A 21960-nucleotide genomic window follows, 5' to 3' on the forward strand; every position below is an offset into this window, starting at 1 on the left:
GTCGAGGGGCCGCGGCTCAGCCCTTCCGCTTGTTGCTCGACTTGTCGTAGCGCTGGCGGTGCTCGGTCTGCAGCTCGGGGGTGCCCTTCCACGGGAGGTCCACGTCCGTGCGCTGGCCCCCGTTCTGCTCCGTCACGTCATTGAGGTAGTCGGAGCGCCCCTCCGCGGGGACGCGCTCGCCGTCCTCGTCGGGGTCCTTCTGCTTCGCGGGGTCCAGGGGGATGCCGGTGCCCGTCTTCAGGTATTCCTTCGGGTCCATGTCGTGAGGCTCCTTCGAGCAGAGGTGCGTTGACGCCTTGCCTCGAAGGTGGGGACGGCCGGCCTCTGTGCGCAGGGAGGAACCAGGCGGGCAGCCCCCCGGCGGCTCAGTTGAGGTACTTGGGCCGGGGCGGCTCGGCGGCCTGCTGCTGCATCAGCTCGATGCCCTGGCGCGTGAGGATGAAGCGCACCACGCCGGAGCCGCGCTCGGTGTCGATTTCCGCCTCGAAGGCGGGCCCGGAGATGCCGCCCAGGGACACGTCCTTGCGCAGGTTCACCACCCTGCCGCTCAGCATGTCCCCGGCGACCTGCTTCATCCCGTCACCACGCCGGTGCAGCTCGAAGGCGGCCTGGTGCAGCGTCATCGCCAGCGCTGGCGTCAGCGGCTGGGTGCTGAACAGGACGGAGATGAGGAGCCAGTAGGGCGGGGCCGAATCGGAGGACATCGCCCCCCATGCATACTAGGCGGGGGTGGCTCAGGCCATCTTCTCTCGCAGGTACGTCTCCAGCTCGGAGATGGTGATGCGCTCCTGGGCCATGGAGTCGCGGTGACGCACCGTGACGGTGTCCTTCGAGGACGCGTCCTTGCCGTCGCCGAGCGTGTCGAAGTCCACCGTGACGCAGAAGGGGGTGCCAATCTCGTCCTGGCGCCGGTACAGCTTTCCGATGGCGCCGGTGTCGTCGTAGACGACGCGCATGGAGCCCGAGGACTGGAGCTGCCGGCGGATGCCCTTGGCCACGCTCACGATGCCCGGGTGGTTCTTCTTCAAGGGCAGCACGGCCACCTTGATGGGCGCCAGGCGCGGCTTGAAGTGCAGCACCGTCCGGTAGAACTCGTCGACGACGGGGTCCACCTGGCCGCGGAGCTTCTTGGCGACCTCGATGCTCTCCGCGCCCGGCATGGACAGCAGGCCGGTGACGGACGCGAGCCGCTCGCCGAGCGCGCCGGCGATGCGCTCCCCCTCCGCGAGGATGGCGTTCTTCATGTCCGCCGGGAGCTTGTCGTTGCGGCCCACGGACTTGAGGAACGTGCCGAGCGCCTCTTCAATCGGCTTCAGGCGGTCCGCCGGAGCGGGCTTCACCTGCTCCTCGGCATACGCCTCGCTGAGCACCGCGAGCACGCCGCGGTCGACACCGGCGGACGGCTCAATCACGAACGGCACCACGTGCTGCTTCGTCTCGGGGTCGAAGTACGTGAGCTTCTCGGTGCTGTGGGCGTTGGGGGACACGCGCGCCTTCAGCCCGAGCGAGCCCTGGTCCTTGCTGTGGGAGCCCAGGTCGTAGTCGGTGCGGTTGGCGATGCCCTCGAGCTCCTCGAGGCCATGCGGGAAGCGGTAGAGCAGGTCGACCGTGGCCTTGGCGTAGTGCGCCAGCTCGTTCGCCTTCTGGTGGTACGGCTCCAGGTTCTGCCGGGAGAGCCCGACGGAGATCCACCAGTTGATGCGGTCCTCGACCCACTTCTGGTGCCAGGCCTCGTCCTCGCCGGGCTTCACGAAGAACTCGATTTCCATCTGCTCGAACTCACGCACGCGGAAGATGAAGTTGCGCGGGGTGATTTCGTTTCGGAACGACTTGCCAATCTGGGCGATGCCGAAGGGGAGCTTGCGGGAGGTGGAGTCGAGGACGTGCTTGAAGTTGAGGAAGATGCCCTGGGCCGTCTCGGGGCGCAGGTACGAGAAGGACTCGGGGTCCGGCACCGGTCCGACCTGCGTCTTGAACATCAGGTTGAACGGGCGGGGCTCGGTGAGCTCGGCGGAGCCGCAGCTGGGGCACTTGCCGGCAATCTGGTCCGCGCGCCAGCGCATCTTGCAGCCCTTGCAGTCGACCATGGGGTCCACGAAGGTCTCTTCGTGCCCCGAGTAGCGCCACGCGAGCTTGTTCATGAGGATGGCGGCGTCGATGCCCTCCATGTCCTCGCGCTCCCAGACGTTGGCGCGCCACCAGGCCAGCTTCAGGTTGTTCTTCAGCTCGACGCCGAGCGGGCCGTAGTCGTACGTACCCTGCAGCCCTCCGTAGATGGCGGACCTTGGGAAGATGAAGCCCCGGCGCTTACACAGGGAAACGAGCTGCTCCATCGTCTGCGCGGCCATCGGAGTCCTGCTCCTTCGTGAGCGGTGAGACGCCGACGCTACACCGCCCGCCAGGGAAATCGGCGCGCTCCGTGCCGCGAGTCGTGCACGGGATGACTCGCGGAAGGCGGCTCAGCCGGCGCGGGGCCGGCGGCGGGCGGCGATGCCCTCCGCGAGCGCGGCCTGCTGCTTCCAGTGGCCGTACAGGCGCCCCTGCGAGGCCAGCCGGTCCAGCTTGCGCTGCGTCTCCTCGTCGACACGGCCGGGAGGCGCGTCCCGGAAGGGCGTGCCGGGCAGCGGCATGAAGGTGTGCCCGTGCACGCGGGCGCCCAGCGCGGCCAGCCGCTCCATGAGGGCCACGGTGGCGTCCACGTCGGAGCGCTCCTCGCCGGGTAGGCCGAGGATGAAGTCCACGTTGGGCACGAAGCCGCCCTCCACCGCGATTCGCGTGGCGCGCACCACTGCCTCCACGTCGTGGCCCCGGCGGGTGCTCTGGAGGATGCGCTCGGAGCCGGACTGCCCGCCGATGATGAGGTTGTCGTTGTGCACGTAGCGCTTGAGGAGCGCCAGCGCCTCGGGCGTGACGTGCTCGGGACGGACCTCCGAGGGGAAGGTGCCGTAGTAGATGCGCCCGTCCGGGGCCATGGCCTCGCGTACGGCGGCGAGCAGTTCCTCCACGGCGGCCAGGTTCACCGACTCGTCGGCAGTGCCGTAGGACATGGACGTGGGGGTGATGAAGCGGATGTCTCGCCGGCCCGAGCGGCGCAGCTCGCGGGCCCAGTGCGCCACGTTGGCCACGGAGCGGTGGCGGAAGCGGGCCTTGGACATGAAGGGCGTCTGGCAGAAGCGGCAGGCGTAGATGCAGCCGCGCGTGACTTCGATGGCGCCGTACATGGCGTTGCGCGCGGCGAAGGGCGGGAAGTCGTCGAGCTGGACGCCCTCGCCCCGGCCGTGCTGCACCAGCTTCCCGTCCTTCAGGTGCGCGGTGCCGTGCGTGGCGCGAGGGTCCTCGCCGCGCAGCACCCGGCCCAGCAGGGCGCGCAGCGAGTGCTCACCCTCGCCGATGGCGATGAGGTCGAAGCCGGCCTGGAGCGTCTGGAGCGGCTCTGCGGTGGCGTGGACGCCGCCGGCGATGCAGAGGACGTCGCGTCCCTCCAGGCGCTCACGCACCCAGGCGAGCTCTTCGGCGGCGGGGCCGAAGCTGGCCGAGTAGAAGGACCAGGCGGCTACCACGGTGTCGCCCGCGTCCGCGCGCTCGCGCACGGTGGCCAGGAGCGTCTCGCGGTCCCTCGGGAAGTGGAGCGTGACGTCCGCGAGCGCCGGGTCCGACTCCACGGCTCCGGCGAGCACGGTGAAGGCGTACTTGCCCGGGTACTGGTAGCTGAGGACGAGCGCGACGCCGCGGTGGGGCTCCATGCTGGGTTGCCATGATGCCACACGGGCCGCGACGCAAGGCCTCCGGTGAGCAGGCAGGCGAGCCCGGCGCTCAGCGGGTGGTGGACGCTGAGGCGGGTGGCGCTGGCTTGCGCGGCACCCATCCGCGGAGCAGTGCGCGTTTCATGACGGCCTCCAGGGAAGCTCGGGTTCACGAAGCGGGAAGACGTGCCGCGCAACGCGCGATTGCGAGCGGCCTTCCCACGAGCCCCGGGAAACGGGTGCGGTTCTCATCCTGAGAAACTGAGCCCCCAGCTGTGGCCCCTGCCGGCGACACCTGGCGCAAACCTGTCGGACAGTCGGACAGGTTTGGAACGGCCGCGTCCGGCAGCCGCCTCGGGGACTCAGAATGAGAGTCCGACCCTGCGGCCGCGTTACCGAATCCCCTGCGTGTCGCTCAGCCGGCGGCAGCGGAGAGCGCGTCCCAGGCGGCGCGCACGTGCCGCGCCTTCGTGTACGTGCCGCCGATGGCCATGCGCAGCACATAGCGGGCGGGCGTGCCATCCACGGAAGGAAGCACGGTGTGCGTGAGGAACAGCCGGCCCGTGGAGTTGACCCGCTCCAGCAGGGCGCGGTTGCGGGCATCGGTGGCGTCGGACGCCTCGCCGGGCAGGGGCTTGAGCCGGAAGCACACGAGCGACAGCGAGCGCGGCGCGGCGAGCTCGAAGCGCGCGTCTTCCCTCACCCAGGTCTCGAAGTCTCCGGCCAGCTTCACGTGGCCCCGGACATGGGTGCGCAGGCCGCGCGCGCCGTAGTGCCGCAGCACGAACCAGAGCTTCAGCGCGCGGAAGCGGCGGCCCAGCGGAACCTGCCAGTCGCGGTAGTCGATGACGGCGCCGCTCGCGCTGGCCGCGTTGCGCAGGTACTCGGGCGTCACGCTCAGCGCGTCCAGCAGGGCGCTCCGGTCGCGCGTGTAGAAGGCATTGCAGTCGAAGTTGGTCAGCAGCCACTTGTGCGGGTTGAAGGCGAACGAGTCCACCAGCTCCACGCCGTCCAGCAGCGCCCGGTGCTCGTCGCATACCAGCGCTGCGCCGGCCCACGCGGCGTCCACGTGCAGCCAGCAACCCGCCGCCTTCACGCCAGTGCGCTCCAGGACGCCGGCCACGGCGCGGACGGGGTCGACTGCTCCGGAGGACGTGGAGCCCACGGTGGCGCAGACGAAGAAGGGCCGCCGTCCCGCTGCGAGGTCCTCGCGAATGGCGCGCTCGAGGACGTCGGGACGGAGCGCGAAGTGGGCATCGGTCTCCAGTTGCCGGACGTGGACCGTGTCGTCCGCGCCCCGGGCGACGCCGCAGAGCATGGCGGCCTTGAGCACGGACGAGTGCGCCTGGGTGGAGGAGTACGCCACCCACTGGGCGTCCGCGGGTGCGCCGTGACGGCGGACGCGCTCGCGGGCGGCGACCATGGCGACGAGGGTGGCCTCGCTGGCAGTGCCCTGGATGACGCCGCCGCCGGTGGCGGAGGTGGAGCGGAAGGACGCGGGCAGGGCCGTCAGCTCCGCGAGCCAGTCCAGGACGCGGGTCTCCATCTCGGTGGCAGCGGGGCTGGTGGACCAGAGCATGCCCTGCACGCCGAGGCCGGCTGAGAGGAGCTCGCCCAGGACGGCGGGGCCGGAGGCGTTGGCGGGGAAGTAGGCGAAGAAGGACGGGGACTGCCAGTGCGTCAGCCCCGGCACCACGACGTCTTCGAGGTCGCGGAAGATGGCGTCCCAGCCCTGCTCACCGGCCAGGCCCTCCTCGGGGGGATGGGCGGGGAGCTTCGAGGCGACATCTCCGGGGGAGACCTGCGAACGGACAGGGAAGGACTCGAGGCGGGACCAATAATCCGCAATCCAGTCCACCATCCGGTGTCCGAGCTTGCGGAACTCCTCGGGGCTCAGGTGGGGTACGGCTTCGTCACCATCACGCGAGTCGTGGCTCATGCCCGCGGTTCCTCCCACGGGAGGCGCGGAGCTTCAAGCACCGGAGAGTGGAGCTACTCCGGGTCGAGGGCCCAGGCCCCCTCCTTCCAGCGTTCCAGTGCCTGCCCCGCTTCGAACGCGATGAGGCCCTGTCCTCTGGCAGCCTCTTCGAGGACGGCCACAGCCTCCTTGGTCCGATGGCGCAGCAGATATGTCGCGGCCATGGTCCGCACATCCACATTGGGATGAGCGAAAAGCGAGGCCAGGGCATCACGTCCGGCATCCCCAAAGGTTCGCAGCTTCTTGAATGCCGCTACGCGTTGTCTGGCGTGCTTGTTTCCGGTCTTTGCATCTCCCCGGAAGATTGCTTCGGTCTGAGCAACCGTGTGATGCGCAAAGCGTTCAACTAACTGCTCGAGCGTCACCGCCATACTCCCGTCTGGATGTTCCGCATGGCTAGCAGCCCGAAATCGCGCTGTGCCTCATAGGACTTCGTACCGAGCCACTGTCGCACTGTCAGCGTATCCGAGCCGGTGATGCTCTCACGGAGGGATGAGTAGAACGCGCTCACTCGCGTATGGAGCGCCTTGTCCAGCGGAACGACGTTGCTGGTGTTGTGGATGGCCTCGGGTCCGAACCGCCGCACGTTACCCGGGGTCTGCTCGACGATGTGGTGCCACTCCTTGCCCGGCCCCGCCTTCCCCATCGCCTTCCTGAACCCGCTGTGCGACTTCCAGGCCCTGCCTCCAGTTGCCCTGGACGCGCCCGCGCCCCCCTTCCCCCGCGCAGCCATGGCCACGGCTCCAGGGGCGAGGCCCAGGGTGACACCCTCGGCCGTCAGGGCCACCGACGCCACCTGCCCCACCGCGCCGTACACGATTCCAGCCTGTGCTTCGGCACGTACCGTCGCCTGAGCGGCTCCGGGGAGCTTCGGCAACTTCGCGGCGAAGGCCGTCGGCGTGCTGCCCAGCGCGGCCATCGCCAGCATCGCGAACGCCCTCGCCGCGTTCCGCCCCATCACCTTGCCGTATCGCTCGCCCGCATCACGAAGTTCACCAAAGCTCGACGCACGCTCCGACTCTTCCCAGAGCCGCCTGAACCCCTGGACGAGCCCCGTGAACGTGTCCAATCCAACGTAGACGATGAGAGACGCCGTCAATGTCGCGGCCACGCCTTTCGAGAAAGGCTCGGGCACCGTCCACAAGATTGCGTACAGCGTCATCGTCCATAACGCCGCCGCGACCAGGGCTTCCGGGTCCGCCATGTCCTTGAAGGCGACCCGCATCTCCTCCAGCACCGCCCCCTTGGCCAGGGCGAGCGCCAGCGCGAAGCGTCCATCACCGGTGACGGAAGGACTCTCGACCAGCAGTCGCAGGCAATCCCCCTTCTGGCCCGTGCGCTCGCACCAGGCCAGGTAGGCCCGCGTCAGGGACACCTCCGCGTCCGACAACTCCGCGCCGAGATGCTCACCTGGTCCCAGCGGCGTGATGCGCCGACTGCGCGGCTCGAAGGCATATGTGCCGGCGCGCGCATCCATCGCGAACAGGAGACGCGCCGCCTCCGCGGGCCGAGCCGGGGGCCGCCCCCCCCGCGCCAGTTCCGCCATCCCTTCTTTGAAGTCCTCTTCGTCCAGCGCGACCGGCGGGGACTCTTCCGTGCGAGGAACATGGGTGATGGCGTCGGCATGTCCCGTCTCCAGGCGCACGACCTGCCGAGGGCCACTGCCACACCCCACCCACAGTACGCACCACAGCAGCCACCACGCACGCCGCAGCATGGAAACCTTCCGACCGGAGCGCCCGGTCCCAGGACCTTGAGCTGCGCCACTCCAGTGGGAGGCGTTCACCACGTCAAGTCAGCAGATGGCTTCGAGCCATCGTAGCCCGGAGCCAGGCGCGCGAACCCATCGCTCGCGCGCCCGATGACACTCAGCCCCGTCGTCTCCGGAAGCCCGCGAGCCCCAGCAGTCCGAGCAGCGCAACACTGACGAGCGGAGCACCCGCCGTGCTGCTGCAGCCCACCGGTCCTCCGGTCAGCTCCTCATCCGCATCCGAGGGAATGCCATTCGAGGGCGGCACCCCCGGCCCGGGAGACTGCTCCGGGTCCGTATCCCCCGGCGGAGGCGGAGTCCCCGCATCCACGTCCCCCGGCTCCTCCTCCGGCGAGCCCGCGTCCACAGGAGGCGTCCCCGCATCCACGGGCGGCGAGCCCGCATCCACAGGGGGCGTCCCGGCATCCACGGGCGGCGGAGGCGGCTCCTGCTCCTCCTCTTCCGTCTCCATCACATCCGCCAGCGTCGTCGCCTGCACGAAACCGTCGTGGTACACGACGCCCACCGGCTGCACCGTGTCATTCCGATACAGCCCGAGCTTCAGGTAGTTCTTCTGCCCCGCGTACATCGTCACCGCGCCCCGCTTGGGCAGCACCAGCTCCTTGTTGTGCCACAGCTCGATGAAGCCCACCTTCGGGTCCGAGGACCACTTCGCGTGCAGGATGAACTCGTGCCACACGCCACGCTGGAGCTTCGTCCTCCACGGCGTCTCGCCCGTGCGGGGCAGCGACAGGCGGATCTCCTCGCCCTTCACGAAGAACTCCACCGGCGGCGAGCCGCAGCACCCGTCGTGGTGCCACTGCGTGAAGAGCTGCCACGTGTCCACGCTCGGGAAGTCCGTCGCGAACATCACCTTCCAGCGGTAGTAGTACTCCGAGCCCACCGCCTCACGGCCCTGGTACACCAGCTCGTTGCGGTTCCCGCTGGCGTTGATGGGGTCATCGCCCTGCTTCACCGTCACCTTCAGCGCGTACTTCCCTTCCGCCACGGGTGACGTCACCACCTGCAGCCGGTCCGCGTTCACCATCTGCGTTCCGGAGTATTGCGAGCGGTCGCCCGACTCGAAGTCACCACGCCACACGATGCCGGCCGTTGCCAGGGCGGGAACCAGCCACATCGCAAGCGCTACGGGGACGATTGCTCTCAATGGTGTGTCCTTGCGAAGGTTTGACAGCCAACGATTGACACACCGTAGCGCAAGACATTCCAGGCTTCATTCCCACATCAATTCCTTCCCAGTCGCCTGACAACAGGGCAGTCAGCCAGACAGGCCCTCGAAGGGTTTGAGACATGTTTCACTCCGGGCGGGGTCCGCGGCGCCCTCCGGCCGACCCGCCGAGCCCTCATGACGCGTTGCGAAAGCGACGGAGCGAGCAACCAGGGGGCTGACGTGTCGTAGGTGTGGTGTATGGTCCCCACCCTTCCGGTCCCCCTCCCCAGAGGGCACCCCGGGTACACCCATGCTTCTCCTGCGTGACGTCCAGAAGACCGACCTGGCCGGGCTCAAGCGGCTCGCCGCCGTGCTCAACACGGTCAACCTGCCGAACAACGAGGAGACGCTCGAGGCCATCATCGACAAGTCGGTGAAGAGCTTCGCGGGCAAGGTGAAGAACCCCTTCGACCGCGAGTACCTCTTCGTCCTCGAAGACGTGCGCAACAACCTCATCATCGGCACGTCGATGATCATCGCGCAGCACGGCACCTACGAGGCCCCGCACATCTATTACGAGGTGAGCGAGCGCGAGCACTACTCGGCGTCCCTCGAGCGGCACCTGCGGCACAAGGTGCTCTCCATCGCCTACAACTACGAGGGCCCCACGGAGGTGGGCGGCCTCGTCGTCGACCCGCCCTACCGCGCCACGCCGGACAAGCCCGGCAAGCAGCTGTCCTACGTGCGCTTCCTCTTCGTCGCCATGCACCGGCGCATCTTCCGCCCGCGCGTGCTGGCGGAGCTGCTGCCGCCGCTGCTGCCCGACGGGCGCAGCCTGCTGTGGGAGGCGTGCGGCAAGAAGTTCACCGGCCTCACCTACCAGGAGGCGGACCGCCTCAGCCGGCAGAACAAGGAGTTCATCAAGGAGCTGTTCCCCTCCTCGGACATCTACGCGTCGCTGTTCCCGGACCGCGTGCAGAAGGTGCTCGGAGAGGTGGGCCCCCAGACGCGCGGCGTGCAGCGCATGCTGGAGCGCATCGGCTTCAAGTACGTGGAGCGCATCGACCCGTTCGACGGCGGCCCCCACTTCGAGGCCAACACCGCCGACATCTCCCTGGTGCGCAAGTACCGCACCGTGAAGCTGGCGGAGGAGGACTTCGAGCTGGAGGGGGATGACGTGCTCGTCGCCTTCGAGCGCGAGTCCGGCCGCAACCGGTTCCGCTCGGTGCGCTGCCAGGCCCGGCTGGACAACACCGTGGCCTACCTGCCCGCCCGCGCGAAGGAAGCCCTGGGCGCGGAGCCCGGCGCGAAGCTGTCCCTCATCCCCTTCGAGTAGCCCCGCGTCACGGCCGGCGCACCACCCGGTGCGCCCCGCGCAGCAGCGCCAGCCAGCGCTCCCCCGCCACCAGCCCCGGCCCTCGCGCGTCCTCCAGCGCGAGTGGCAGGTGCGTGTCCGAGCGCACCGCGTCCAGCGACGTGGGGTCCAAATCCAACGTCCCACCCGTCGCCAGCGCCACCCGCACCCAGGCGTGCGGCCGCGCCGGGCCTCCGTCCACCACGAGCAGCCCGTGGACGAGCGCCACGGTGACACCCTGCTCCCGGGCTTTAGCGGCGAAGCGCAGCGCGTGCGCGAGGCACCCGCCCGCCTCGCCCGCGCCATCCTCCGCCCAGTCCGCCGCGCCCGGCCCCTTCTCCGGGAAGGCCGCGTGTACCCGCGCCGCCAGCGCCCGCGCCGCGGGGGCGTCCCAGGGCGTCATCCCCTCCAGCCGGAGGGGCACCCGCAGCGGCGGCGCCAGCGCCAGGGGCCCGCGCTCGCCCTCCACGGGCAGGCCCTGGGCGAACAGCTCCGGCGGCGCGCGCAGCCGCTCGCCCGGCGCGGCGACGGTGAAGCGCGACTCGCCCACCTCCAGCACCTCCAGCGTCCCGCCCTCGCCGTAGCGCGCGCGGAAGGGCGTGCCCAGCAGCGTGCCCTCCACCTGGGGGCCCTTCACCGAGGTGACACAGTGCGGGCCCTCGCGGCCGGACAGCTCCTCGCGCCCGACGACGCAGCCCGGAGCAGGGGGCCCGTGCCACAGCCAGAGCGCCTGCGGCATGGCCTTCGAGCCCCGCACCCGACCCGCCGCGTCCACGTCCAGCGTGACGTCCCGCCGACGCTCGCCAGGCTGGCCGTTGCGCGTGTGCAGGTGGCGGCTGGCGTACGTGAAGCGCCCGGCCGCCCGAGACAGCGTCACCGTGCCCACCGGGACGCCCCGCCAGGCGAAGACGAAGCGCGTCATCTCCTCGCGGGGGGCCGCGGCCTCCCTCCCTGTCCCTCGGGGCTCGGCTGACCCGGCGGGGTTCACCGGCTTCGCAGGGAGAGCAAGGAGAAGAAGGGCAAGCAGGACGGCCATCGGGCCTCAGTGTGCGGCGTTTCTAGGTCCGACGCGAGAAGGCGGGTAGCGTTGAAGCCGTTCATGGGCGCCAAACGGTACCTGTTCGCGTTCGGCCTGGCGGCAGGCCTCATCTCCGCGCTGGTCCTGGGGGGACTGCTGCGGGCCGTATCCAGCCAGCCGCTGGAGAAATGGACGTGGCCGGTGCTGCTGGTCGCCACGCCCGGCCTCTACCTCCTGGGCGGCTACCTCGCGTGGTTCCGCTGGGCCGCGCTGCGTCGGCGCGTCCGCCGGCAGGTCATGGCGCGGCTGGCCGAGGGTGACCTCACCACCACCGTGGGCCCCCGCTACGAGGGGCACGAGGACGTGCGCCGCCTCATCCTGTCCCTGCGCCGCGCGCTGTCCCAGGTGCAGCGGGTGACGGTCAACCTCCACCGCACCAGCAACGACGTGAGCGAGCAGGCCCGCGTGCTGCTGGAGGCCGCTCGCCGGCAGGGCGGCGCCGTGGAGCGCACGCTCGAGGCCGTCAGCGGCATGGGCGGCAGCCTCCAGGTGGCCGTCAAGCGCGTGCACCAGCTGGAGGTCTTCGCCGTCGACACCACCGGCGCCCTCCTGGAGATGACGGAGCGGCTGGAGCAGGTGGTGGACGGGCTGGCCCAGGTCAACAGCTTCGCCCACAACACCAGCACGCTCATGCAGGCCATGGCCGAGCGGCTCGCCAACATCGCCTCGTCCGGTGACGAGCTGGGCCGCTTCGCCTCCGAGGCCGAGGACTTCGTGGCCGCGGTGGAGGGCGGCATCGACTCCGTGCGCCGCCGCGCCAGCGAGACGAACCAGCTGGCCATCGCCGTGACGGCCACCGCCGAGCGCGGCGAGGTGCTCGTGGGCGACAGCGTCCAGGGCATGTACCGCGTCGAGGAGACCGTCCGGAAGGCCGCCGAGCTGATGGAGATGCTCGGCACCCGCTCCATGGAGATTGGCCGCATCGTCGACGTCATCCAGGAGATTGCCGACCAGACGAACCTGCTCGCCCTCAACGCCGCCATCATCGCCGCCCAGGCCGGCGAGCACGGCCGTCCCTTCGGCGTGGTGGCCAACGAGATTCGCAACCTCGCCGAGCGCACCACGCGCTCCACGCGCGAAATCGCCACCATGGTCGCCGGCGTCGTCGACGCCGTGCAGACGGCCGTCACCCTGGTGCAGGAGGGCCGTGAGCAGGCCACCGCGGGCGTGGCCCTGGGAGACCGCGCCGCCGAGGCGCTGGTGGAGATTCGCACGATTACCCAGCGCACCTTCACCGCCGTGGAGGCCACGGTGGCGGAGACGCAGCGCCTGGAGACGCAGGGCGCCACCGTCGTGGAGGCCAGCCGCCGCGTGGCCCGGCGCGTGGAAGACGTCACGCGCATGGCCATCGAGCAGTCCGGCCACGCCCGCGAGCTGGTGCGCCAGACGCACGAGATGGCGCGCGTGGGTCAGGGCGCGTCGCAGAAGGCCGAGGCCCAGGCGCGCACCGGCCGGGACTTGTCCGAGTCCGTGGTGCGGCTGAGCGCGGCGATTGAAGAGCTGCGCTCCGCCAACGTGGTGCTCACCAAGGGCGACGTGTCCATCCGCGAGGAGGTGGCGCAGGTGCGCGAGGACGCGCGCCGGGTCATCCGCATCGGCGACGGGCTGACGCGCACGGTGGACCAGCTGGGCCACGAGGCGCTGGGCCTGGAGGCGGAGGTGTTCCGCTTCAAGCTGCCCGAGCCCCGCAGCGGCGGCACGCTGCGCGTGGGGCTGCACCAGGCGGCCTCGCTGCGCAACCGGCAGGCGGTGGACCCGCTCTTCAGCGTGGAGAACCAGGTCGCCGAGCTCACCGCGTGCATCTTCTCCACCCTGGTGCGGCTGGCCGACGGCGGGCTGGAGCCGGACCTGGCCGAGCGCTGGGAAGCAGACCCGTCCGCGCGCCGCTACCGCTTCTACCTGCGCCGCGGCGTCACCTTCCATGACGGCACGCTGCTCAGCGCCCACGACGTGAAGCGCCACCTGGAGCGGCTGCTGGACCCGGCGGTGCGCTCGCCGGACCGCGGCATGCTGGAGGACGTGGAGGGCGTGCAGGAGTTCACCTCCGGCATGGCCCGCGACGTGTCCGGGCTGGAGGTGCTGGACGACAGCACGCTGGAAATCCGCCTGCGCGAGCCCAAGGCCTTCTTCCTGCACCTCATGGCGCTCACCGCCACGGCCGTGGCCCGGATGGACTCCGGCGGGCGGCTGGTGGGCACCGGGCCCTTCCGCCTCATCCAGCTGGAGCCGGAGCGCGTGGTGCTGGAGCGCAACGCCTCCTACTGGCGCCCCGGCGGGCCGCTGGTGGACCGGCTGGAGTTCCAGCTCGTGGGCTCGCGGCAGGAGGCGGTGGCGCGGCTGCGGCAGGGCACGCTGGACATGGTGTCCTTCCTCTCCGCCGAGCACGTGGAGGTGCCGGGCCTGGAGGCCCTGCAGGTGGTGACCAGCACCACGCCCTCCACTGCCTTCGTGGTGCTCAACCAGAAGGAGGCGCCCTTCGACGACGTGCGCGTGCGCCGCGCCCTGCGCGCGGGCATGGACATCCAGGGGATGATGGAGCAGTTCCACCCGGGCGCCCGCGTGGCGCGCTCCCTCACCCCGCCGGAGCTGCTGGACGACGCCCAGGTGGCGCCGCCGCCCACCCCGGACGTGGCGCTGGCCGAGCAGCTCCTGCGCGACGCGGGCCTGCGCCGGCTGAAGCTGACGCTGTACCAGCCCACCGGCCGGGACACCTCCGCCGAGGACGCGGTGCTCTTCCGCCCGCTGCTGCAGGCGGGCCTGCTGGAGCTGAAGCACGTGGAGATGACCCAGGAGGAGTACACGGCCCGCGCCGTGGAGGGGAAGCTCGGCGCGTTCCGCAACCACTGGCTGGCGGACTACCCGGACCCGGACACCTTCCTCTTCTTCCTCCTCAACTCCAGCGCGCAGACGGTGTTCCCCCTGGGCTACCGCAACCCGGAGCTGGACCGCCTCACGGCGGAGGCACGCGTCTCCATCGACCCGGAGCTGCGCCGCCAGCTCTACGTGCGCGCGGAGAAGCTCTTCCACGAGGACTGCCCGCTCATCCCGCTGTACCACGACCGGGTGCACGCGGCGGCCAGCCCCGCGGTGCAGAGCCTGCGGCTGCACCAGACGCCGCCGCAGGTGCGCTACGAGGACCTCTGGGTGGACCCCAACGCGGCCGTCTGAGGCGTCATTGCGGCTGGGGCTGGGGCTGGGGCGCCTCACTGCGGCGACCGCCCGCGCCGCCGTGCCGCTGGGGCCAGCCGCGCGCCTGCGCCACGCCGTCGACCTGGTAGGACTCCAGCATCCACACGCCCTCGCGCTCCACCACCACGTGCAGCCGGCTCCCCACGAAGGCCGCGCCGGCCAGGCGGGGGCGTCCCGGCAGCGGGCACATGCCCACGCGCTCGCCTCGAGCGAAGAGCTGCATCCACACCTGCGGCCCGTCCGGCAGCTGTGCCTCCGCCAGCACGCCCACCGCGTCGCCTTGAACGAGCGTCGCCTCGTGCAGCGTCCCTGGCAGCCTCGGGTCCGGCAGCGCGTCCACCTCCCACTCCAGGCGCCCCGTGCGCGCATCCACCGCGCGCAGCACCACGCGGTCCTCCGCGGGCGTGCACTTCACCCCATCCGTCCGCGCACAGGAGTACGCGAAGAGGTAGCCCGGCGAGCCCGCGGCCGACAGCAGCGCCGGCTCCACCAGCGGCGTCAGCCTCCGCGTCCCGGCGTCCCAGTCCACCTCCACCACCGCGCCGCCATCCGCCGTCCCCGCGTCGGTGGGCACGAAGGCCCGGGCCCCCACCAGCAGCGTCCCGCCCGCCACCGCCAGCGACGCGCCCCCGTCCGGCACGCCCCCGTCCGTCACCTCGGTGAAGCGCAGCACGGTGCCGCCGTCCTCCTCGGGCCGCGTGCGCGCCAGCCGGCCATTCGTCGAATAGAGGAAGGCCTCGCCGGACACGTCCAGGGCGAGCCGCGCCTCCCCGGGCCAGGCCTCCGCCGGTGCCGCGCGCAGCAGCGTGCCCGCCGTCGTCCCCGCGTCCGCGTCCGTGCTCCCGGCCAGCCACACCAGCCGCGCGGCCTCGGGCGCGGGCAGCGGCAGCTCCCCACCGTCACCCGCGTCCACCCCGCCGTCCGGCGCGGAGCGCCAGTCCACGTACGCCAGCACGTCTCCGGTGTCCGTCAGCGCCACGCGCCCCACGCCCGTCGCGCCCTCCCAGGTGCCCGCGTCATCCGGCGCGCCCATCGCCTCCCAGGGCGACTCCCAGAGCCGCGCGCCCGGGTTGCGCGGGGCGTAGCCCTCCAGGCCCTCGGACGCGAGCACCACCACGCCTGCCTGCGAGGTGGCCAGCAGCGTGCGGACGCCGCCATCCGGGTAGGGGGACTCGAAGCGCAGCAGGCCCTGGGCGGTGTATGAGACGAGCCGGCAGCCCGCGTCGCCGCCGCACACCGAGGTGAAGAGGGCCCCGTCCTGGACGAGCAGCACGGGCCCTCCGGACTCGCTCACCGGCGCTCCGCCTAGCTCCTGCTCGAAGGTGGGCGCCAGGTCCCCGGCGTCCGGACGCTCGCACTCGCCGCCCTGGCAGGTGGACGCGGCCACGCAGGCCGTGGCGGGCGCGCAGACGGTGCCGTCCGGCGTGGGCAGCTCGATGCAGCTGCCGCGCAGGCAGACGTTGCCCGTCTTGCAGTCCAGCGGCCCGCAGGGCGTCAGGTCCTGGGCGTCCACCTCCGTGCAGCCCTCCTCGCGCTCGCACACGCCCACCTTGCATGGGTTGGTCGGCTCGGGGCACGCCACCTGTGACGTCACACACCCGCTCGTGGGCGAGCACGAGTCCACGGTGCACGGGTTGTCGTCATTGCACGAGCGCGGGCGGCCCACGCACGCCCCCGACTCGCAGCGGCCGTTCTCCTGGCAGCGGCTCTCGGGGATGCACGCGGCGCCCTCCTCCGCGGGCGTCTCCACGCACTCGCCGGACTCCAGGTCGAAGCGCGACTCGCGGCACGGGGGAGCGGGACAGGGCTTCGGCCGGACGCCCACGCCGGTGAGACGGACGGTGGCCGTCTCTCCGGCGCCCGCCAGTTGCAGCGTCCCCTCCGCCGCTCCGTTGCCCGCGGTGAACACCACCTCCACCGTGGCCGTGCCGCTGCCGGGCACGTTCACCTCGGACGCCGTCACGGAGAAGGGCGCGCCCGTGGAGGCCGTCACGGTGACGCTGGAGCGGCCGGTGGCCAGCAGCGTCACCTCGCGGCGCGCCGGCTCGCCCTCCAGGACGCGGCCGAAGTCGACGACGTCCTGCTGCGGACGGAAGCCCTGGCGCGTGCCGCCCGTGCCCGGGTCTCCACACCGGCACCCGCCAACGGCGAGCAGCAACGCCACGAGCAGCGGACTCCAGGAGCGGGCAGGGAAGGCCATGGGCCCGACTCAACCGCGCCCGGTGGGGGCCACGCAATCCCGGCCTGCCGTCCCGTCGTGCCGGTGACTCAGGGCTCGGGGTCGGGAGCCGGTGTCCGGCGCCGGGCCAGCATGCGCACCAGCACCGCCACCACCCCGACCACGACCAGGCCCACCACCGCGTACTGGTAGCGGCTGACGAGCGCCGACAGCCGCTCGAGGTTTCCACCCACCGCCGCGCCCAGGCCCAGCACCAGCCCGGTGTGGAGCATGGCTGACAGCGCGCCCAGCATCAGCGCGTTGAAGCGGGGCATGTGCGCGGCGCCGGCTGCGACGAAGATGAGCCCGCGGATGCCGGGGATGAACCGGTTGGCCAGCAGCAGCCAGGGCCCGTTGCGGCGCATGCGGGCCTGCACCTGCTCCAGCCGTGCGTGGGTGATGCCGAAGAAGCTCCACTCGGGGTGGGCGGCGAAGCGGTGCGCCAGCCAGTGGCCCACCGCGTAGTTGATGGCCGCGCCCGCGACGCTGCCCGCCGTCACCACCAGGAAGACGAGTGGCCAGGGCTGGGTGCCCCGCACCGCGTACACGCCGCCCAGCAGGGTGACGGTGTCCCCCGGGAAGGGAGGGACGATGTACTCCAGCGCCGCCGCCAGGCCGAGCACCAGCAGGCCCAGGGGCCCCAGCGACGAGATGAGCTGGTCGATTTGTTCCACCATCCGCGCGTGAGCCTCCGTCGACCCGGCCTTCGGGCAGACTTAAGGCGGGAAGGCGCCGGAGGAAAGGCGCTTCTCCCCTGCCGCGTGGAAGGTGAACACCGGCGGGCCCACGGACAGCCTCCGCGAGGGGACAGGAGCCCTGCGCTCACATACTGGCCGCGCTGCCCTCCGCCTCCGTCGCCGCGCTTCGCGGAGGCGGGTGGCGTGGGAGGCGCACCGTGACGGTCGTCCCCCCGGCCTGGGTCGACTCCACGTCGAGGGTGCCGCCGTGGGCCTGGACGATGTGCTTCACGATGAACATGCCCAGGCCGATGCTCCCCGACCTCGACGTCCGTGGGGCCCCTTCATCCCGCTGCATCGGCTCGAAGAGCGTGGACATCGCCTGGGGGGAGATGGGGGCGCCCCGGTTGTGGACCGACAGCATGACGGCCTCTGCCCCGCCCACGACCCTGACCGTCACGAGGCCGCCCTCGGCGCCGTGCGACAGGGCGTTGTTCACGAGGTTGGTGATGAGCTGGGCGACGCGGTCCGAGTCCCATTCCCCGGAACCCTCTCCCGACGCCTCGAACCGGAGTCGGCTTCCAGGCCTGGCCAGCTCCAGCTCCTCGATGAGCAGCGCCACGAAGCGGTGCATGTCGAAGGCGCTGTACTGGATGGGCAGCCCTCCTCCCAGGCGCGCCTGGGTGAAGTCGAGCAGGCTGCCAATCAAGCGGTGGGCACGCTCGGCCGAAGTGAGGATGCGCCCGACGGTGACGGCATGGCGGGTCCCCAGGTCCTTGCTCCGCAGGAGCAGCGCGGAGGCCATCAGGACGGCGGAGATGGGGGTGCGCAGGTCGTGGCTGACGATTCCGATGAGCTGCTGCTCGAACTCCGCTCGCTCCCGGAGCTGCTGCTCGATGCGCTTGCGCTCGGTGATGTCGCGGGTGACCTTCACGAAGCCCCGGTGGGAGCCGTCCGGGCCCGACAGGGTGCGCAGCGTCACCTCGGCGCAGAAGCGGATTCCGCCCTTCCGGAGCCGGACTCCCTCGCCCTGGTAGACGCCCGTCTCGGCGGCCTGACGCAGCTCCTGCTCGGGCTTCCCCGCCTGGACGTCCTCCGGGGTGAAGAGCATGGAGAAGGGCTGGCCGATGGCCTCCTCGGATGTGTAGCCCTTCACGCGCTGGGCGCCCACGTTCCAGGTGGCGATCCGCCCCTCGGGGTCCACGCGGAAGATGGCGTAGTCCTTGATGTCCTCCATGTGAAGCTCGCCAGCATCTTCATGCAACGGACCAGGCATACGCTCCCCTGTCCGGAGTGCATCCGCCTCGTGTGAGACACCCCGTCACCCAACGGTAAGCACGCCTGGTGGAGGGTGTCGGACCGCTGCGCAGCCTTCAGGCGCGCACGGGCTCCAGCACGGACGTGCAGGCCCGGCACCGCCGCGCTTCCAGGGGAATGGTCTCCCGGCACTCCGGGCACACCCGCGTCGCGGGCGGGGGCGGCGGCGCCTCCTTGCGGCGCCACAGCGCGCCCACCTTCACCACCACGAGGAAGAGCACCAGCGCGATGATGAAGAAGTCCAGGAGGGCGCCCAGCATGTGGCCGAGTCGCAGCTGCAGCGGCGTGAAGGTGGCGTTGCGCCAGTCTCCCCCCGGCAGCACCAGGCCCACCACCGGCATCACCAGGTCCGCGACGACGGCGTTGACGATGGCGGTGAACGCATTGCCGATGACCACGGCCACCGCCAGGTCCACCACGTTGCCCTTGAGGGCGAACTGCTTGAACTCCGAGAGCACGGACATGAGAGCCCCTCCACACGGGAGCACAGAGTCCGCTCGACGATGGCCGGCGGCCGGGCTCCTCCTGGAGGCGGCACCCTAACCGGCCGTTCCAGCCGGAGGTGCCAGCCTCCAGGACGGGTGTCACGTGCCGGTCAGAACCCCACACACACCACAGGGCCCATCGGAGAAGCCACGGCCACCGTGGCCATGAGCCCCGGGCGGTTGCCGGGCGAGTTGCCCGAGCCCACCGGAGGGTGCTCCCGCTCAGGGCAAGGGCAGCATCGACTCGGGATAGGTCACCTTGTAGACCTGCGCCGGCATGCCCGAGCGGTCGCTGTCGAACAAGATGGTCGTCTTGTTGCCCGCGAACTGAAGATGGGACTGGCCGTGGTAGGGATGTTGACCCGGCTGTTCGTCCGTCGTGGTCAAGAACCGCATGTAGCCAGTCGAAGGATTCATCACGAAGATGGCGCTCGGACCTTCGACGAAGCCTGCATCGGGAGCGGGCACGAGCTTGTAACCTGAGCACGCAAACAGGTCATCGTCGGCTGACCAGCTGCAGAACTTCGGAACATACGAGTGGCCGTCGCCATCGTCCCAGTTGTTGAGGACGCGCCCCTTGAAGGTTCGACCGGCGATGCCGCTGGTGCCCTCGAGGTTGGAGGTGCCATCGGGATTGACGGTGCGAAAGGTGCAGTCGGGGTTCAGGATGTCGCCAATCACCAACCTTCGCGGCTCGTGGTCATTGCCGACCGCCTGGGTATAGGAGACTCGGAGGCCGTCGTTCGACCACATCTCGTGGGACGGAATCTTCCTGAACGACGTCAGCCCGGCATCGAAGGCATCCTGGCCATATCCGAGGTAATACGGTGGACCGCCGCGGTCGAGATCCGCGAGATAGATGTCCTTCCGTCCTTTGCCGTCTGTGGAACGGTTCCGCGAGTACATCAGGATGTTGGGGCAGGTCGGGCTGAGCCTGAGACGGTGGAACGGCTCATGTGAATATGGGTCCGAGAGGGCGACGTCGCCCATCGAGGCCCAGAGGCTTCCCGCGCCCTTTCCCTTGATGCGGTGGACCTGGGCATCCGTGGCAAAAGCGATGACCCACTTATCAATCGAGCAGCTCCGACTCGCGGGAGACAGCTGCGGCACGAACTCGCCCCCGGTGGGAAAACCGGCTGGGGACAACAGATACAACTCCGAGATTGGCGAAGGGCTGCACGTGGAGCCGTTCAGGTTCATGGCCATGAGCCCCACCCTGCCGTCCGGGAGCTTTCGCGGGAAATAGGCCATCGCCCCGTCAGGAGTCACGAACGTGTTCGGGCTGGAGGCGTCCTCGTCCGTGAGCAACCGGGCGTCAGTCCCGTCGAGGGTCATCGTCGCCGTGTCATTGGCGCCCTCCGCCCTGACGCGGCTGTAGACGAACCGGTTCGACCCTGCGACGACAGCCGGGATGTCGTAATACGCGATGTTGTTCCATCCATTGCTCGTGAGCTGTGTCACCGTCACACCCGGCGTGACTCGCGTCATCTCGCTCGTCACCTCCCGGGGGCTCTGTGGGAGCGGCGCAGCCGGGCAGTGGTTCAGGGCGGTCGGCGTGGAGACAGGTGGAATACAGGCGGTGATGTTGTCGAGGATGAGGCTGGGCCGTCTGCCCGTGGGGTGCTCCTTCGACGTGAAGTCCGCGTTGTCGCTGGAGCGCGGGACCAGGGCAAAGCTGACGACGCTGTTGGGTGCGACGGCGCTGGTGACATCCAGGTATACGAGCGAGCCCGCCGTCGTGCTCGGCATCGAGGCTACCCGTGGGGCGGTGCCGATGCCGGGCTGGTTGTTCCAGGTGATGGTTTCCTCGGTCCAGGACGCGCTCGGCGTCTTGTAGACGTCGGCTGTGTCCGAGGACGGTGCGAGCACCTCGAGACGCAGCCGCGCCCTGCCGATTCTTCCAGCGACGTTGCCGATGGCAAACCGCAGGAAGGAGCGCTCGATTCCGCCTTCCGAGTCCAGGTTGTCGACCTGGAGCGTCGGGTCGGCGCCGTAATTCGTGTTCGCATGCGTGAGCGACACGACCGTCGCGTCATCCGTCGGCCGGAGGTAGATTGGCGACGCCAGCGCGCTCGTCGCCGCGGCGAGCTCGTGAGGCGGAGGAGATTCGGCCGTACAGTTCGTCAAGATGAACAGAGCGGCGAGCAGCAAGAAGCCGCGCCTCGGAGCGTGATTCGAGTTCAGCGCTGAAGTGCCCATGGCGAGCGCCCCCCCCTTGCGAAGCTTCGAGGCTACAACGGGCTCGGGCGCGCGGATACACCGGGTGACGGCCGGCCAGGCCCGAACACTCAACCCATACGGCACCTTGCGCACTCTGGAGCAGGCCTCTTTGCCTGATAGGGAGAAACCATGAGCGAGATTGGTGGGTTGTGGCCCGAGCCTGAAGCGGTTCCTGGCCATCCAGGACTGGTGGACCGCGCGTGGTCCTTGGTGCTCAAGCGTGACGTTCCTTCGGCGGCAGCACTGGCACCGGCAATCAGGGAGTTCATTGAGCAAGGGCACGCGGCCATTGCACGGGCTGAGCGCAGGAGAGTCATCGTGCGGATTCGTACCGCCCATCCTTCAGTTGGCGATCCGCTCCAAGCGATGACTGTAACTACACGCGTACTCCGGGCCATTGACGCTGTTTGGGGCATCGCGGAGCTGCAGGGGCAGCCTGGGCGTGAGTCCCTGCTGCTGCGTCCGTAGCCATGGGTCTCCCGCCAGCTCCGTCCGGCAGCCGCCGGCTCGCCACGGCTTGAAGATCCACCTCACGCCTGGGCCGGTCCACACTCTGGCCCGAGTGGGTGCGGCCCGGCGACGAATTAATCTCGGTTTCTGAGGGTCTGGCTCTGATTCTGAGTCCCCGAGGCGGCTGCCGGACGCGACCGTTCCAAACCTGTCCGACAGTCAGACCGTCGAAAAAGGGGGGGGAGATGCTCAGGGTAGGAGCCGAAGCGCTCGACTTCTTGAGTATGGCGTGGTTGTCGAGGAGGGGTGAGAGCCAAGGGCGCGAAGAAG

16 protein-coding genes are annotated in these 21960 nt (G+C 70.3%); 2 read left to right on the forward strand and 14 right to left on the reverse strand.

Annotation, left to right across the window (positions count from 1 at the left end):
- Window positions 1–16: 16 nt before the first annotated feature.
- From LXT23_RS31175 to LXT23_RS31210, 8 genes are all read right to left on the reverse strand, one after another.
- Window positions 17–259, reverse strand: a complete 243-nt coding sequence (locus LXT23_RS31175; protein WP_253983989.1) for a hypothetical protein — start codon at window positions 257–259, stop codon at window positions 17–19.
- Window positions 260–365: 106 nt separating this feature from the next.
- The gene (locus tag LXT23_RS31180) at window positions 366–704 is read right to left on the reverse strand and encodes a hypothetical protein (protein WP_253983990.1); all 339 of its coding nucleotides are present in this window, start codon (window positions 702–704) and stop codon (window positions 366–368) included.
- A 30-nt stretch (window positions 705–734) separates the two neighbouring features.
- The gene (locus tag LXT23_RS31185) at window positions 735–2348 is read right to left on the reverse strand and encodes a glycine--tRNA ligase (protein ID WP_253983991.1); all 1614 of its coding nucleotides are present in this window, start codon (window positions 2346–2348) and stop codon (window positions 735–737) included.
- 111 nt (window positions 2349–2459) lie between these two features.
- Complete coding sequence (locus LXT23_RS31190) at window positions 2460–3743, reverse strand: TIGR04013 family B12-binding domain/radical SAM domain-containing protein (protein WP_253983992.1); 1284 nt, start codon at window positions 3741–3743, stop codon at window positions 2460–2462.
- Window positions 3744–4158: 415 nt separating this feature from the next.
- Window positions 4159–5682 (reverse strand): pyridoxal-dependent decarboxylase, encoded by a 1524-nt coding sequence (locus LXT23_RS31195; protein WP_253983993.1) that lies wholly within the window; start codon window positions 5680–5682, stop codon window positions 4159–4161.
- 53 nt (window positions 5683–5735) lie between these two features.
- Window positions 5736–6092, reverse strand: coding sequence for a DUF2019 domain-containing protein (locus tag LXT23_RS31200; RefSeq protein WP_256561327.1), 357 nt, complete (start codon window positions 6090–6092; stop codon window positions 5736–5738).
- A complete protein-coding gene (sitA5, locus tag LXT23_RS31205; protein WP_253983995.1) occupies window positions 6083–7438 on the reverse strand; it encodes a SitA5 family polymorphic toxin in 1356 nt (451 codons plus the stop codon). The genes LXT23_RS31200 and sitA5 overlap by 10 nt, the downstream gene beginning before the upstream one ends.
- 151 nt (window positions 7439–7589) lie before the next feature.
- Window positions 7590–8609, reverse strand: a complete 1020-nt coding sequence (locus LXT23_RS31210; RefSeq protein WP_253983996.1) for a polysaccharide lyase — start codon at window positions 8607–8609, stop codon at window positions 7590–7592.
- Between the two features lie 343 nt (window positions 8610–8952).
- Here LXT23_RS31210 and LXT23_RS31215 point away from each other — a divergent pair, with 343 nt between their 5' ends.
- Window positions 8953–9978, forward strand: coding sequence for an arginine N-succinyltransferase (locus LXT23_RS31215; RefSeq protein ID WP_253983997.1), 1026 nt, complete (start codon window positions 8953–8955; stop codon window positions 9976–9978).
- 7 nt (window positions 9979–9985) lie between these two features.
- On the opposite strand, the gene LXT23_RS31220 is transcribed toward LXT23_RS31215, so the two are convergent.
- Window positions 9986–11032: a lasso peptide biosynthesis protein gene (locus tag LXT23_RS31220; RefSeq protein ID WP_253983998.1), complete on the reverse strand. Its 1047-nt coding sequence runs from the start codon at window positions 11030–11032 to the stop codon at window positions 9986–9988.
- A gap of 63 nt (window positions 11033–11095) precedes the next feature.
- On the opposite strand from LXT23_RS31220, the gene LXT23_RS31225 reads away from it, so the two are divergent.
- The gene (locus LXT23_RS31225; RefSeq protein WP_253983999.1) at window positions 11096–14242 is read left to right on the forward strand and encodes an ABC transporter substrate-binding protein; all 3147 of its coding nucleotides are present in this window, start codon (window positions 11096–11098) and stop codon (window positions 14240–14242) included.
- 4 nt (window positions 14243–14246) lie between these two features.
- Here the strand turns inward: LXT23_RS31225 and LXT23_RS31230 are convergent, their stop codons facing one another.
- The 5 genes from LXT23_RS31230 to LXT23_RS31250 form a co-directional block, all read right to left on the reverse strand.
- Window positions 14247–16463: a hypothetical protein gene (locus LXT23_RS31230; protein WP_253984000.1), complete on the reverse strand. Its 2217-nt coding sequence runs from the start codon at window positions 16461–16463 to the stop codon at window positions 14247–14249.
- Window positions 16464–16531: 68 nt separating this feature from the next.
- On the reverse strand, window positions 16532–17158 hold the full coding sequence (locus LXT23_RS31235; protein ID WP_253984001.1) for a DedA family protein: 627 nt from the start codon (window positions 17156–17158) through the stop codon (window positions 16532–16534).
- A gap of 145 nt (window positions 17159–17303) precedes the next feature.
- Window positions 17304–18395 carry a PAS domain-containing sensor histidine kinase gene (locus tag LXT23_RS31240; protein WP_253984002.1) on the reverse strand — a complete coding sequence of 364 codons (1092 nt, stop codon included), beginning with the start codon at window positions 18393–18395 and terminating at the stop codon, window positions 17304–17306.
- Between the two features lie 136 nt (window positions 18396–18531).
- Entirely contained in the window at window positions 18532–18939 is a 408-nt protein-coding gene (gene mscL, locus LXT23_RS31245; RefSeq protein ID WP_253984003.1) for a large conductance mechanosensitive channel protein MscL, read from the reverse strand.
- Between the two features lie 243 nt (window positions 18940–19182).
- Entirely contained in the window at window positions 19183–21111 is a 1929-nt protein-coding gene (locus LXT23_RS31250; protein ID WP_253984004.1) for a CBM96 family carbohydrate-binding protein, read from the reverse strand.
- Between the last annotated feature and the right edge of the window lie 849 nt (window positions 21112–21960).

Origin of the sequence: Pyxidicoccus xibeiensis, assembly GCF_024198175.1 — a bacterium.
Lineage (GTDB): Bacteria > Myxococcota > Myxococcia > Myxococcales > Myxococcaceae > Myxococcus > Myxococcus xibeiensis.